We start from the raw sequence: 14,014 nt of genomic DNA on the forward strand, positions 1-14,014 counted from the left end.
TGAATCCGCTCCGTCAGCCCAGATCGACGATCGCGGCCACAGGACCGCCGCCATCGGGACCCTGGTGGGCGGCGGAGACGGACACGAACACGGCCGGGTCACCGGTGACGGCGGCGGTGACGCCACCGACGGCGGCCTTGATCTGGCGGTGCCAGTGCACGTCGGAGTCGTCGAGCATGGCGTTGCGGCGTCCGCGGACCTGGCCGTCCTGGGAGACCTCGCACTTGAGGAACACGTTGACCAGGCGCCCGTCGAGGTCGGCGGTGCGGGGGCGCTCCGGCAGGTCGAGCCCGGCGTCCTTGATGGCGGCCCAGATGCCGTCGGCGTCGAGGGCGTCCTTCATCACCGAGTGGCCGACGCGGTAGCGGCCGCCGACACCGGTGGCGTTGCCGACCACGACGACCTGTGCCTGGTCGAGCTCCACGCCCGAGGAGCAGGACGCGACGGCCGAGAAGAGCGACCGGTCGTGCATGACGTCGGCGTCGGTCGGCATCTCGATCTCACCGAGCGCGACGGCGATGCCGAGCGCGGTGGTGCCGTTGGAGAGGTCCATCGACTCGTGGGTGTGCTCGGTCCAGACCGTCTTGCCGCGCGACTTCGCGTCGCGGATGGTGTGGACGGTCAGCAGCGGGGTCTTGGTCTGCACGTAGTGCACGTCGGCCACGTCGGTGATGCCGGCGCGCTCCATCGCGACCTTGACCGCGTCGGCGACCTTGCTGACCATCGCGACCCGGCCGATGTCCTCGGGGAGCAGCACCTCGCTCATCGCGAAGCCCACCGTCAGCCGCGGCTCGTCGACCGGCTCCGCGTCCGTGGTCGCGAAGATCGTCGCGTGCGGGCTGATCACGCCGTCGGTGCCGCCCGACCAGACGATCGGGATCTGCTTGACCTGCTCGGCGGGGGCGCCCTTCTCGATCAGCACCTCGCGGAACGCCCGGTCGGAGATGATCCGCGTGTAGTCGTTCACGCCGCCGTTGCCCTCGGTCTTGCCGATGATCGCGATCACCCGGTCGGCCGCCATCACGCCGTCGTCGATCAGCTTCGCGAGCTCGCTGGCGTCGGCGACGGAGTGGATCGGGACCTTGCGTACTTCGATCGCGTCAGGCATCTGGGTTCCTTCGGTTAGTTGGGTACGACGACGGTCCCGGCCGCGCCGGTCACCGCCTCGGCGAGATGAGCAAGATCGGTGATCACGGCACGGGAGCCGCCGCCCTCGACGAAGCGGCAGGCGGCGTCGACCTTCGGGCCCATCGACCCGCTGGCGAAGTGGCCCTCGGCGGCGTACGCGCGCAGCTCGGCGGCCGTCACGACGCCGACGTCGCGCGCCTGCGGCGTACCGAAGTGCAGGACGGCGTGCGGGACGTCGGTGCCGATCACGAGCACGTCGGCCTCGACCGACTCGGCCAGCAGGGCCGCGCCGAGGTCCTTGTCGATGACGGCCTCGACGCCGCGCAGGGAGCCGTCGGGCTCGATGACGACCGGGATCCCCCCGCCCCCGTTGGCGATGACCACGAAGCCGGCCGCCACCAGTGCCTGCACCGCCGGCGCGTCGATGATGCGCACCGGTGCGGGCGACGCGACGACCCGGCGCCAGCCCTTCTCGCCGCGGTCCTCCCAGGTCTCGCCGTGCTCCACGAGCACGGCGGCGTCCGCGGCCGGCAGGTAGCGCCCGATGGGCTTGGTGGGCCGGGCGAAGCCGGCGTCGGAGGCGTCCACGAGGGTCCGGGTCACGACGGTCGCCGTACGCCGGTCCACGCCGCGGCGGCCGAGCTCGGCGTCGAGCGCGTTCATCAGGACGAAGCCGAGGGTGGCCTGGGTCTGGGCCCCGCACCAGTCCAGCGGGACGGGGGGTACGACGGAGGCGGCGATCTCGTTCTTGACCAGCAGGTTGCCGACCTGCGGCCCGTTGCCGTGGGTGACCACGACGTCGACGTCGTGCGCGAGCAGGTCGGCCACCGCGGCCATCGCCACGTCGGCGGCCGCGATCTGGTCCTCCGGACGGACCCGCCCGTCGGCTGCGGTCATGGCGTTGCCACCGAGCGCGAGCAGGACCCTCATGCCTCGAACCTAGTGACCATCGGGAGCCCGAGCACCGTGGGAGCCGACGAGGGACGGGTCGATTCGCTGGCAACTTCTGCCAGCAGGACACGGTCGGGCCCGTCGGCACCGACCTCCGGTCTAGCGACCGCCGGCCACCCGCAGCGTCGTGCCGGTCACGTACGACGCCTCGTCGCTCATCAGCCAGCCGACCGCGTCGGCGATCTCGTGCGGCTCACCGGCGCGCCCGAGCGGCACCAGCGGGCCGACCCGGTCGACCCGACCCGGGGCACCGGCGTCGGCGTGGATCGTGGTGCGGACGATCCCGGGCGCCACGCCGACCACCCGGATGCCCTCGGCGGCGACCTCCTGGGCGAGGCCGACGGTCAGCGCGTCGACGCCGGCCTTCGCGGCGGCGTACTGGACGTACTCCCCCGGCGCCCCCAGCGTGGCCGCGCCGGAGCCGATGTTGACGATGACGCCGCCCGGTCCGCCGTACGACGTCCCGAGCGTGCGGACCGCGGCGCGGGCGACGAGCAGCGCGGAGGTCAGGTTGAGGTCGACGGTCGCCGCGATGACCTCCGGGGGCGTCTCGGCGAGCGGGCCGACGTGCAGCGTGGCGCCCGCGTTGTTGACGACGCCGGTGAGCCGGCCGTGCTCGGCGGCGGCCGCGAAGAGCCGGTCGACGCCGTCAGGGTCGGTCAGGTCGGCGCGTACGACGGCGCAGCGCGCGCCCGCGTCCTCGACCGCCAGGCGGGCCTCCTCGGCCGCACGGTCGTCGCGGGCGTGGCCGAGCACCAGGTCGTGTCCGTCGCGCGCGAGCCGCAGCGCGATCGCGGCCCCGATCCCCCGGGTGCCGCCGGTCACCAGGGTGAGGCTCACGGCTCCAGCTCGAAGTCGGCGAAGTCGAACCCGGGTGAGACCAGGCAGCTGACCAGCGCGTCGGCGCCGGTCGGGACCGTGCGCTGCCAGACCCCGGCGGGCACGTGGGCCTGAGGGTGCGCGGCGTCGACGACCGCCGACGACGTCAGCGCCGGCGTCGTACCGCTGCCGCCGAGCTCGAGGGTGACCGCTCCGTCGTGCGCCATCCACAGCTCGTCCGACGCGACCTTGTGCCAGGCCGACGACTCCCCCGCGGGCAGCAGGAAGTAGATCAGCGTCGCGGTCGGACGCACCCGACCGTCGGGCAGCTCGACGTCGACCGGCGAGCGCCAGGTGCGGCGGTACCAGCCGCCCTCGGGATGCGGCTCCAGGTCGAGCGCCTCGGCGAGCGGGGGCTTGGGCATGGCCCGATTGTGTCAGCCCGAGCCGTCCGCCCGGCGGTGGACCGCCACGGCCGCCAGGGTCGAGGCGACCTCCAGCTTGCGGCGGATCTCCGCGACGACGTCACCCACCGCGGTGTCGCGCGGTGCTGGGCCACTGCTGCTCAGCACCGCGAGCACGGACCGCTCACGCGCGTCCAGACGTGCGAGGCGCTCACGCAGCTCGCGCTGGATGGTCGGATCGAGCTCCTGACCTGGCACAACTCTCCTCCCCGGCGCGTCCCCCGACCGCCGGTATGGTCCAGTTGGTGCCCCGTCGTCACCGTCCTCACACCTGGTGGCTCACCGACGTGACGAATCACCCAACTTCTCCGGATCCGTGACCAATCCCCTCGCCCACCGGTTGACCCACTGACAGAAGGCAACACCCGGGCAACAGCCCCGTCATGCCCGCAGTCCAGAATTCGGGAGCCATGCCAGACATCCGCCGAGTCCTCACCGTGCACGCTGAGATCAGCGTGCCGCTCCAGCTGGCGCTCCTCGACGCCGTCGAGCAGGCGCTGCAGGGCCACGGCGTGTCCCGGATCTGGATCGACCCCGGGACCCGGCCGGACCTGCTCGTCCTCGCGGAGTTCGAGGACGACTGACCGGCACCGGTCCCGCGGGACCTCGCAGCTCCCGACGGGTCCGGCGACGAGCCGGCTACGCCGCGGCGAGCAGCTCCTGGACCAGCCCCACCGCCGTCGTCGCCGCCTCGCCGCGGTCGCCGTACGGCGCGCTCGCGTAGAGGCCCTCGATCAGCAGCCAGATGCGGTCGGCCAGCAGGTCGGGGTCCTCGGCACCCAGGGCGGCCACCAGTACGTCGACCCGCCTGCGCAGCGCCCGGATCTCGGTCAGGGCGAACCTGCCCGGCGCCCCCGACGGGTCGCGCATCTCGCGCAGGTAGTTGCGGAAGGGGCAGCCGCGGAAGCCGCGCGCCGTCGCCCGGTCGGCGACCTCCCGGGTGATGGCCACCAGCGCCGCGCTGGGCATCGTGTCGAGGCCGGCGACGGCCGCGTCCATGGCCGGGTCCAGCTGGCCCGCCACGCGCTGCAGGTAGGCCAGGACCAGCTCGTCCTTGCTCGCGAAGTGCCGGTAGAGCACGTTCTTGCCGCAGCCGGCAGCGGTCACGATCTCGGCCATGCCGACCGCCCGGATCCCGCGGGCGTAGAAGAGCCTGCCGGCGGCGTCGACGATCCGGTCACGGGTCGCGGGGTCGGCGGGGCGAGGCATGGGCCGATTCTACGGACCGATCGGTCCAGACCCGTCCGGAGTCGTCCGGAGCCGTCCCGAGCCGTCCCGGGCCGTCCCGGGCAATCGAGATTCGACGGCCGGTCCGGGAATGTTCGGCTCACCCCGGTGGCTGCAACCTCATGACGGACCGATCGGTCCGCAACGGCCGCAGAAGAGGTAGACCCATGAGCATCTCCATCGACCAGTCCACCGTCCTGGTGACGGGCGCCAACCGCGGGCTCGGCAAGGCGTTCGCCGAGGCGCTCGTCGCGGCGGGTGCCACGGTGTACGCCGGGGCGCGCGACCCCGGCTCAGTGACCACCCCGGGCGTCACCGCCGTCCGCCTCGACGTCACCGACGTCGAGTCCGTCGCCGCGGCCGCCACCGCGCTGGGCGACGTCACGGTCGTGATCAACAACGCCGGCATCGGGCGCAGCGGCTCGCTCCTCGCCGGCGACTCGCTCGACGGGTTCCGGGACGAGCTGGAGACCAACGTGGTCGGACCCCTCAACGTCACCCGCGCGTTCGCGCCGGTCCTCGCGGCCAACGGCGGCGGCGCAGTCGTCAACATCCTCTCCGCGCTGACCTGGATGACCAGCCCGCAGGTCGCTGGCTACGCGGCGACGAAGGCGGCGCTGTGGTCGCTCACCAACGCCGCCCGCGGCGAGCTGCGCGAGCACGGCACCCTCGTGGTCGGCGTCCACGTCGGCTACATGGACACCGACATGACCGCCGGGGTCGACGCCCCGAAGTCCGACCCCGCCGACCTCGTGGTCCAAGTGATCGAGGCGCTCGAGAAGGGCGAGGAGGAGGTCCTCGGCGACGAGACCAGCCGCTTCGTCAAGACCGTGCTGACCGGCCCGCCTGCGCAGCTGGTGCTCTGAGCGGCCCTAGCCTCGGGGCATGCAGACCGAGATCCTCTACAGCCCGGCGTACGCCGCCGCCAAGCTCACCCTCACCGCCGGGGAGACCGTCCGCGCCGAGTCGGGCGCGATGCTCGCGATGTCGCCCGGCATCGCCATGGAGACCTCCACCCAGGGCGGGGTGCTCAAGGGGCTGAAGCGCTCGCTGCTCGGGGGCGAGTCGTTCTTCATGAACACGTTCACCGCGCAGGCCGACGGCGCCGAGCTCTACCTGGCCCCGACGCTCTCGGGCGACATCGTGCACTGGCCGCTCGACGGGGCGCTCCTGGTCTCCTCCGGATCGTTCCTGGCCTCGTCGAGCGGCATCGAGGTCGACACGAAGTGGGGCGGCGGCAAGACGTTCTTCTCCAGCGAGGGGCTCTTCATGCTGCGCGTCGCCGGCCGGGGCGACCTGGTGCTGTCCAGCTACGGCGCCATCCACGCGATCGACCTGCAGCCGGGACAGACCTACACCGTCGACACCGGCCACCTGGTCGCGTGGACCGACGGCATCCAGTACGACGTGCGCAAGGTCGGCAACTGGAAGTCGACGTTCTTCTCCGGCGAGGGTCTGGTCTGCGACCTGACCGGACCGGGCCGGATCTACCTGCAGACGCGCAGCCAGGACGCGTTCCTGGGCTGGCTGATCCCGCAGCTGCCGACGCAGAGCAGCAGCTAGGCCGGATTCCGACCCAGCAACGAGCGCAACGGGAGCGTGCCGACCGGGAGTCCGTGGCGGTCGTAGTAGGCGAACATCGCGCTCAGCCACGGGTGCGTGCCGGGGTCGTCGACCCGCTCCGCGGTGACCCCGGCCTCCGCCGCGAGCCCGGCGACGGTCGCCACCCGGGTCGCGAGCTCGTACGTCGCGCCCACGTGGCCGTCGTCGAGCAGCACCGTCGCGGCGGCGGCGCCGAGGTCGGCGAGGTCGAGGAAGCCGAAGGCCGCGTGCACGTCGTACGGCACCCGCACCGGCGCCGTCAGGTCGAGGTTCTGCAGGTAGGCGCCGGGCTGCAGGATCGTCCACGCCAACCCCGAGCGTCGTACGACGTCCTCGGACTCGGCCTTGCCGAGGTGGTGCGGCATCGCGGGGACGTACGGCGACGCGACCGAGTGGTAGACCAGCCGGGGCACTCCGGCGATCTGCGCTGCGACCACCGCGTCCGCGACGTGCTCCGGCTCGTCGGGGTGGAGGTTGGGCGCGATCACGTAGACCGCGTCGCACCCGTCGAGGGCCCCGGCCAGGTCGGCCTGGTCGGCGCGACCGAGCGGGACGGCGCGCGCGCCGCGGTCGTTCAGCGCGGCCACGACCGCGCGTCCGGTCTTGCCGTGCCCGCCCAGGACGGCGATCCGTCTCATGCGGCCCAACCTAGGCGAACCCGCACGGGACGCCGCGCGGGCTGCGACATTGAGCCCCGTGGCGCTCGAGCAGACGACGGTCGTGTCCTACCGGCGGGTGACCACGCTCTTCGGGTGCGTCGCCGTGATGGCACTGTGCCTCACCTGGATCTTCCTCGGCATGCGTCAGGTCATGGACCTCGGCGGCTCCTGCGCGTCCGGCGGCCCCTACGTCACCTCCCAGCCGTGCCCGGCGGGCGCGGCGCTGCTGTCGGTCGGGATCCCGCTGATGATCGTCGCGGCCTTCCTGGGCAGCGCGGTCGCGGCGGCCGTGGCCGCCCCCACCCTGCTGCTGCCGATGTGGTGGCTGCTCTTCGGGTCGCTGGGCTGGAACTTCCTCGAGTTCGGCGCGTTCCACGGTGACCTCGTGTGGGGCTGGCTGGTCTGCGGAGTCGTGTTCGAGCTGATGGCGGCGCCCGCCCTCTGGCTGCAGCTGCCCTGGGGCACCTCGGGCCCGCCGAGGCTCAACCCGACCCCCAGCAGCGCGCTGGGGTGGTGGCTGGCGTACGCCGCTCTCGGCGCGGCCGGCTCCGTCCTGGGGCTCGTAACCTTCCACGCGACCGGCTAGCGCACCAGGTCGACCTCGGCGTACGCCGCACCGCCGGCCAGCGCGGCGTAGCCCGGACCGCGGTCGAAGAACGCCTCGCTCGGCTCGGGCCGGGCGGCGCGCTCGGCAGCCGTCGCGGCCTCGTCGTACGCCAGCGTGTCGTCGTCGAGCGAGCCGGTCAGCACGACGCCGTACGACGTGAGCGCCGCCTGCGGCGAGACCTTGCGCCACACCACGTCGCGCACCACGAGCGCCGGGTCGCGCTCGAGCGGGTTGCCCCAGCCGCCGCCGCCGGTCGTGCGGATCCGGATCACCTCGCCGGCGGCGACCGGCTCGGCGTCGGCCAGGGCGTCGACCTCGCGCTCGTGGGGCCCGCCCGCGTCGATGACGACCGAGAAGGGCTGGCCCGCGAGTCCGCCCTTCACGCCCCAGCAGGCCAGGATCGACCGGTCCGCGATGGACATGAAGTGGCCGTCCTTGAGCATCCGGATGTGCTTCTCGTAGCCCAGGCCGCCGCGGAACCGACCCGCTCCCCCGCTGTCCATCGCCAGCGACAGCGACTCGACGCGGAAGGGGAAGCGCGCCTCGGTGAACTCCGACGGCAGGTTCCGCGAGTCGGGTACGACGTGGATCGTGTCCTCGCCGTCGGCGTAGTAGCGCCCGCCGGACCCTCCGCCGAGGACCTCGCGCATCAGGTAGGGCCGGCCCTCGAGGTCCTCGCCGTAGACGCCGGTGTAGCGGATCGTCTCCTGGTCGGCCGGCATCCGGCCGTCGACCGCCTTGGCGACGACGCCCGCGAGGACACCGAGCAGCCGCAGGATCACGAAGGTGCGGGCGTTGGTGGGCGCCGGGAAGACCGGCGTGAGCAACGTGCCCGGCGGCGGGAAGCGCATCTCGATCAGGGGCACGATGCCCTCGTTGACGTCGAGCTCGGCCATCCGCTCGGGGTCGGTGGCGAGGTTGCGCAGGATCGGCGCCAGCCACTTCTTGAGGAAGACCCCGTCGCTGTAGTCGCCGCAGTGGTTGATCGGCCCCTTGGCCTGCGGCGAGGTGCCGCCGAAGTCGAGGATCAGGCGCTCGCCCTCGGGGTCGTCGGCCGGCGTCCGGGTCAGCGTGATGCGCTGGGTGTGCAGCATCGGCTCGTCGACGCCGTCGTGCTCGGCGTAGTCCTCCCACACCCACTCCCCGACCGGGATCTGGCTGAGGATCTCGCGGCGGTAGGTCTCGGTCGTGCGGGAGATGATCGCGTCGAAGCACGACTCGACCGTGGCCACGCCGTACCGGTCGAAGAGCTCGCCCAGCCGGCGCGCGCCCATCAGGCAGGCCGAGCACTCGGCGTCGAGGTCGGCGGCTAGCGACTCCGGCATCCGGGAGTTGCGGGTCATGATGCTCAGCGCGGCCCGGTTGGGCACGCCCGCGTCCCACAGCCGGATCGGCGGGACCATCAGGCCCTCCTCGAAGACGCTGGTGGCGTTGGAGGGCATGGAGCCGGGCACGGCGCCGCCGATGTCGTCGTGGTGGCCGAAGGCCTGGACGAAGGCGACCACCCTGCCCTCGGAGAAGACGGGGACGGTCACGCAGAGGTCGGGCAGGTGCCCGATGCCGCCCTCGGAGCGGTAGACGTCGTTGTGGAAGAAGACGTCGCCCTCCTGCATCTCCTCGATTGGGAAGTCGCGGGCGACCGGGTGCACGAGGGCGGAGTACGAGCGGCCGGTGAGCTTGCGCAGCAGCCGGTCGTGGATGCCGGCGCGGAAGTCGTGGGCGTCGCGGATCATCGGGCTGCGGCTGGTGCGGCCGATGGCGGTCTCGACCTCCATCTCGACGCTGGCCAGCGACCCCTGGACGATCTCGACCAGGACCGGGTCGGCGCTCGCGCCGGCGTCGTCGGTGAGGTGCCCGAACGGGAACTGGGTGGGCGCCCTGCGGCTGTCGGTCATCGGTCGCTCTCTCTCTCGTCCCGGGTCACGATGATGTTGAGGTACTCGTCGACGCGGGCGGTGAAGCCCGGGTGCAGCGGGACGGTCGAGCCGAACTCCTCGATGATCGCCGGGCCCGCCACCACCGTCCCCGGGGGCAGGTCGGGTCGCCACAGCACCGGCGCCTCGACGTACCCCTCCCCTGCGTCGAAGCAGACCTGCCTGACCGGGTCGTCCGCCTCTCGCATGTGTGGAGAGATGCCTGAGGCGGACGACCCGACTCGGATGATCTCCGGCCGCTGGATCGGCCCGATGCCGGAGACGCGCAGGTTGACCCACTCGACCCGCTGGGTCGGGTCGGTGGCGAAGTCGTAGCCGTACGTCGCGCGGTGCTCGGCGTGGAACGCGGCAGCGACGGCGGCGGGGTCGAGCTCACCGGCCCCGACCGGCACCCGCACCTCGAAGGCCTGCCCGAAGTAGCGGAGGTCGGCCGTGCGGACGAACTGGTGCTCGTCCGCCCCGAAGCCCTCCTTGCTCAGCGCCTCGGCCGCCTGGGCGGCGAGGCCGTCGAAGATGCCGGACACGGCGGCCGGGTCCAGCTGGTCGGCCAGGGTGACGTGGGTCCGCACGTAGTCGTTCTTCACGTCCACGGTCAGCAGCCCGAACGCCGAGACGTTGCCCGGGTTCGGCGGCACCAGCACGGCCGGCAGCCCGAGCACGTCCACCAGCCGGCACAGCAGCAACGACCCGGAGCCGCCGAAGGTGGTCAGCGTGAAGTCGCGTACGTCGAGCCCGCGCTTGACCGTGACCTGACGCAGCGCGTTGGCCTGGTTCCAGGCGGAGATCTCCAGGACGCCCGAGGCGCACGCCTCCGGCGTCATGCCGAGCTCGTCGGCGAGCGCCTCGATGCCGGCGCGCGCCGCCTCGACGTCGAGCGGGATCTCCCCGCCGAGCAGGTGCGGGGGGATCCGGCCGAGGAAGACGTGGGCGTCGGTGATGGTCACCTCGCTGCCGCCCTTGCCGTAGCAGATCGGCCCCGGGTCGGCGCCTGCCGACTGCGGCCCGACCTTGAGCGTGCCCTCGGGCGAGAGCCAGGCGATCGAGCCGCCGCCGGCACCGACGGTGACCACGTCGATCATCGGGATCTTCGACGGGAAGGCCCCGACCGAGCCCTCGGTCGTCAGCGTCGGCTCGCCGTCGATCACCACGGACACGTCCGTCGACGTACCGCCGCCGTCGGAGGTCAGCACCTTGTCGAACCCCGCGACCTTCGCGATCAGCGCGGCCCCGAGAGCGCCGGCCGCGGGGCCGGAGAGCACGGTGGTGATCGGCTGGTGCACGACCTCGTCGGCGGAGAGGACGCCGCCGTTGGACTTCATCACGTAGAACGGGATGACCCGGTCGTCGAGCGCCTCGAGACGGGTCTTGATGTTGGTGACGTACGCCGAGAGCCGCGGCTTGACGGCCGCGTCGACGAGGGTCGTCATCGCGCGCTCGTACTCGCGGTACTCGCGCAGCACCTGGCTCGACAGCGACACGACGGCGTCGGGGTGCTCCTCGGCGAGGATCGCGCGCATCCGCTCCTCGTGCTCCGGGTTGGCGTACGCGTGCAGGAAGCAGACGCCGAGCGTGTTGATGCCCTGCGCCCGGAACCAACGGGCGACGGTCCGGGCGCCGTCCTCGTCGAAGGGCCGCACCTCGTCGCCGTTCACGTCGAGGCGCCCCTCGACGCCCTTGACCCGGTCGCGCGGCACGATGCGCTCCGGCTTCACCCAGAAGTAGGAGTTGCCGTAGCCGTCCGGCACCGACTGGCGGGCGATCTCGAGCATCGCCTCGTAGCCGGTGTTGGTGATGAACCCGAGCCGGTCGACCTTGCCCTCGAGCAGCTGGTTGGTGGCGACCGTGGTGCCGTGGCTGACCGCGTCGATGTCGGCCCCGGTGGCGCCGAGCAGGGCGAGCACCTTGTCGATCCCGACCAGGAACCCGTCGGCGGGGTTGCTCGGCGTCGACGGGGTCTTGGTGGTCACCAGCTCACCGGTGTCCTCGTCGAAGGCGACCACGTCCGTGAACGTGCCGCCGGTGTCGATGCCGATCCTGATCCGTCGGGTCATGCCCTCGATTCAAGCGGGGTCACGGCCGCCGCGACCACGGCAGACCTTGCCGACGGACCACCACTTCTCCGGCAACCTCTGCCAGCGGCTCAGGCGTCGGGCGCGCGGTCGTTGTAGACGCCGGCCTCCTCCTGGCCGGTGATCGCCTGGATCGCGCGCATGATCTCGTCGGTGACCTCGCGCCGGGCCCTGCCGAGCGGCACCCCGTCGTACCGGCCGGCGACCTCGATCGGTCGGCCGAACGTGACGGTGACCGGCACGACCTTGGGGAAGCGCGCGCCGACCGGCTGCAGCTGCTCGGTGCCGGTGAGGCCGACGGGTACGACGCTCGCGCCGGCCGTCAGCGCCAGGTGGGCCACCCCGGTGCGGCCGCGGTAGAGCCGGCCGTCGCGCGAGCGGGTGCCCTCGGGGTAGATCCCGAACGCCTCGCCGCGGCCGAGCACCTGCAGCGCCGTGTCGAGGCTCGCCAGCGCGGCCTTGGAGTCGTCACGGTCCACCGGCAGCATCCCCATGCCCTCGAACCACCAGCGCGACGCCGCGCCCTTGAGACCGGTGCCGGTGAAGTAGTCGGACTTGGTGAGGAAGACGACCTTGCGCGGCGCGACGATCGGGATGACCAGGGAGTCGGCGAAGCTGACGTGGTTGCTGGCGAGGATCACCGGCCCGGTCCTCGGCACGTTCTCCAGACCCGTCACCGTCGGTCGCCAGATCACCTTCGCGACCGGAGTCACCACCGCGTGCACGACCGAGTACATCTCCACCCGACCAGTGTCCCGGTTACTCCCGGGTCCGGCGAACGCCGGCCGGAAATAGGTGAAGGGCCCTCGGAAGTATGAGTCCCAAGGGCCCTTCGGGTGACCGGTACCGATGACGCTCCCGGTCGACCGCCCGCAGCCTCCGGCCCCGGCGGCGTCGTCATCTCGCCGTCGCGTTCCCTCCCCGGCAAGCCGGTTCGGTCACGTGTGCACCTTCGTCTTCGAGCTGTCCCGCCTCCCGTTGCCGGAGGGCGTGAGAGAAGTTCTATGCCCTGGCGAGGGAGCTTCGCAAGACCTGGCGCCGACATTCCTGCGGTTCCACCGGAACTGCCGCACTGCTCCACAGTTCCGCTCCCGTTGTCCACAACATCGGCCCCAGTTCCACAGCCTCCTCCACCGCCCCTGTGGATGACCTCCACGTTCGTGGTGGTCGAGAGGCGCGCCCGGTGTCTGCTGGTCGAGGAGACGCGCCGACTGTCCGCTGGTCGAGGTGCGTCGGCCGCCAGTCCATCCGGTGGTCGAGGTGCGACGGCCGCCAGTCCATCCGCTGGTTGAGGTGCGAGGCGCGCTAGCGCCGAGCCTCGAAACCCCCGCAGGGAACGCAGGGCGATGAGCGTGACCTTCGGGTCGGCTCGGCTCGACCGCCGACAGGGCGACTACGCGGGTACGGCGAGCGGTGGTTGCGCTCGCCTCCCGGGTCCCCGGTGGTTGAGGTGCGAGGGCCGCCAGGCCCGAGCCTCGAAACCCCCGCAGCGAACGCAGGGCAATGAGCGTGACCTCCGGGTCGCCGGATACGCGGGTACGGCGCGCACGGGGTTGCGGCCGCAGGCCGGTCGCGGGTCCCGGTGGTTGAGGTGTGAGGGCCGCCAGGCCCGAGCCTCGAAACCACCCCTAGAGACAGGTCTTTCGCGTGGTTCGAACGCTGATGGATGCCCTCCACAGGCCGTCGGTGCAGGTGTGGATGAACCCCACTGATCGTGACCTCTTCGTGACCCAGAACCCTGTGGAAACAGGGGTTCTGAGCCTCTGACTGTCGGTGGTCAGTGCTTGGCTAGAACCATGACCACGACCACCACACCCCACCACCAGGTGGCATTGGCGACCGCGCAGATGCGTGCTGTTGCCGACGCTCTGGTGAATGCGTCGGTGTGGTCGATGGACGTTTCCGAAGCGGCGTCGGCGCTGGTCGAGCTCACGCGACTGGAGGCCCAGGTCGTGGAGCTGAAGACCCGGGTTGCCGCGCACGCCGACGAGGTCGAGGTCGGCACCGATGTCGGCGCGACGAGCACGGCGAACTGGTACGCCCACCAGACCAGGCAGACCCGTCCGGTAGCGGCACGTACGGTCCACCTCGGCCATGACCTGGCCACCTACAAACTGGTCCGGACCTCACTAGCACGCGGCGACCTGCGGCCCGAGCAGGCCGACGTGATCGTCCGGTCGGTCAAGGCACTGCCTGATGGCCTCGACGCGGAACTCCTGACCAAGGCCGAGAAGCACCTCGTCACCGCCGCAGAAGAGCACGACGCGAAGCGCCTCACCATCCTCGGGCGCAGACTCCTCGAGGTCATCGCACCCGACCTCGCCGACCAGCACGAGTCCGACCTCCTCGAACGAGAAGAAGCCAAAGCAGCACAAGCATGTCGGCTCACGATGAGCGACGACGGGCACGGCAAGGTCCACGGACGCTTCACCCTCCCCGCGCTGCAGGCAGCAGAGCTCAAGAAGATGCTCCTCGCGCTCGCCGCACCCAAACACCTCGCCGCCACCCACGGCCCCGGCGTCGAACGCAGACCCGGACCCGAGCGGATGGGCCG

15 protein-coding genes are annotated in these 14,014 nt (G+C 71.9%); 5 read left to right on the forward strand and 10 right to left on the reverse strand.

Features of this window, described 5'->3' with window-relative positions:
* Nucleotides 1-13 precede the first annotated feature (13 nt).
* The 5 genes from N542_RS0121040 to N542_RS0121060 form a co-directional block, all read right to left on the reverse strand.
* Entirely contained in the window at nt 14-1,108 is a 1,095-nt protein-coding gene (locus N542_RS0121040; RefSeq protein ID WP_028645605.1) for a ring-opening amidohydrolase, read from the reverse strand.
* Nucleotides 1,109-1,122: 14 nt separating this feature from the next.
* A complete protein-coding gene (locus N542_RS0121045) occupies nt 1,123-2,058 on the reverse strand; it encodes a carbamate kinase (RefSeq protein ID WP_028645606.1) in 936 nt (311 codons plus the stop codon).
* Nucleotides 2,059-2,178: 120 nt separating this feature from the next.
* The gene (locus N542_RS0121050) at nt 2,179-2,919 is read right to left on the reverse strand and encodes an SDR family oxidoreductase (RefSeq protein WP_028645607.1); all 741 of its coding nucleotides are present in this window, start codon (nt 2,917-2,919) and stop codon (nt 2,179-2,181) included.
* Nucleotides 2,916-3,323 carry a cupin domain-containing protein gene (locus N542_RS0121055; protein ID WP_028645608.1) on the reverse strand — a complete coding sequence of 136 codons (408 nt, stop codon included), beginning with the start codon at nt 3,321-3,323 and terminating at the stop codon, nt 2,916-2,918. The genes N542_RS0121050 and N542_RS0121055 overlap by 4 nt, the downstream gene beginning before the upstream one ends.
* A 12-nt stretch (nt 3,324-3,335) precedes the next feature.
* Complete coding sequence (locus tag N542_RS0121060) at nt 3,336-3,560, reverse strand: hypothetical protein (protein WP_028645609.1); 225 nt, start codon at nt 3,558-3,560, stop codon at nt 3,336-3,338.
* Nucleotides 3,561-3,772: 212 nt separating this feature from the next.
* Between N542_RS0121060 and N542_RS27690 the strand changes: the two genes are divergently transcribed.
* The gene (locus tag N542_RS27690; RefSeq protein WP_155993271.1) at nt 3,773-3,946 is read left to right on the forward strand and encodes a hypothetical protein; all 174 of its coding nucleotides are present in this window, start codon (nt 3,773-3,775) and stop codon (nt 3,944-3,946) included.
* Nucleotides 3,947-4,001: 55 nt separating this feature from the next.
* On the opposite strand, the gene N542_RS0121070 is transcribed toward N542_RS27690, so the two are convergent.
* Complete coding sequence (locus N542_RS0121070; protein WP_028645610.1) at nt 4,002-4,571, reverse strand: TetR/AcrR family transcriptional regulator; 570 nt, start codon at nt 4,569-4,571, stop codon at nt 4,002-4,004.
* 185 nt (nt 4,572-4,756) lie between these two features.
* On the opposite strand from N542_RS0121070, the gene N542_RS0121075 reads away from it, so the two are divergent.
* Together N542_RS0121075 and N542_RS0121080 are read left to right on the forward strand one after the other, a co-directional pair.
* Nucleotides 4,757-5,455, forward strand: coding sequence for an SDR family oxidoreductase (locus N542_RS0121075; RefSeq protein WP_028645611.1), 699 nt, complete (start codon nt 4,757-4,759; stop codon nt 5,453-5,455).
* A 19-nt stretch (nt 5,456-5,474) separates the two neighbouring features.
* Complete coding sequence (locus N542_RS0121080) at nt 5,475-6,152, forward strand: TIGR00266 family protein (RefSeq protein WP_028645612.1); 678 nt, start codon at nt 5,475-5,477, stop codon at nt 6,150-6,152.
* Here the strand turns inward: N542_RS0121080 and N542_RS0121085 are convergent.
* Complete coding sequence (locus tag N542_RS0121085) at nt 6,149-6,829, reverse strand: SDR family oxidoreductase (RefSeq protein ID WP_036509115.1); 681 nt, start codon at nt 6,827-6,829, stop codon at nt 6,149-6,151. The two genes, N542_RS0121080 and N542_RS0121085, sit on opposite strands and share 4 nt — an antisense overlap.
* A gap of 58 nt (nt 6,830-6,887) precedes the next feature.
* Between N542_RS0121085 and N542_RS0121090 the strand changes: the two genes are divergently transcribed.
* Nucleotides 6,888-7,436, forward strand: coding sequence for a hypothetical protein (locus N542_RS0121090; protein ID WP_028645614.1), 549 nt, complete (start codon nt 6,888-6,890; stop codon nt 7,434-7,436).
* Here N542_RS0121090 and N542_RS0121095 read toward each other — a convergent pair.
* The 3 genes from N542_RS0121095 to N542_RS0121105 form a co-directional block, all read right to left on the reverse strand.
* The gene (locus N542_RS0121095) at nt 7,433-9,352 is read right to left on the reverse strand and encodes a hydantoinase B/oxoprolinase family protein (RefSeq protein WP_028645615.1); all 1,920 of its coding nucleotides are present in this window, start codon (nt 9,350-9,352) and stop codon (nt 7,433-7,435) included. The two genes, N542_RS0121090 and N542_RS0121095, sit on opposite strands and share 4 nt — an antisense overlap.
* Nucleotides 9,349-11,442 (reverse strand): hydantoinase/oxoprolinase family protein, encoded by a 2,094-nt coding sequence (locus N542_RS0121100; RefSeq protein ID WP_028645616.1) that lies wholly within the window; start codon nt 11,440-11,442, stop codon nt 9,349-9,351. The genes N542_RS0121095 and N542_RS0121100 overlap by 4 nt, the downstream gene beginning before the upstream one ends.
* A gap of 89 nt (nt 11,443-11,531) precedes the next feature.
* Nucleotides 11,532-12,197 (reverse strand): lysophospholipid acyltransferase family protein, encoded by a 666-nt coding sequence (locus N542_RS0121105; protein ID WP_028645617.1) that lies wholly within the window; start codon nt 12,195-12,197, stop codon nt 11,532-11,534.
* Nucleotides 12,198-13,352: 1,155 nt separating this feature from the next.
* Here N542_RS0121105 and N542_RS0121110 point away from each other — a divergent pair.
* A partial coding sequence (locus N542_RS0121110) for a DUF222 domain-containing protein (RefSeq protein WP_231482795.1) occupies nt 13,353-14,014 on the forward strand: 662 nt, incomplete at its 3' end.

The organism is Nocardioides sp. URHA0020 (assembly GCF_000620705.1).
GTDB lineage: Bacteria > Actinomycetota > Actinomycetes > Propionibacteriales > Nocardioidaceae > Nocardioides.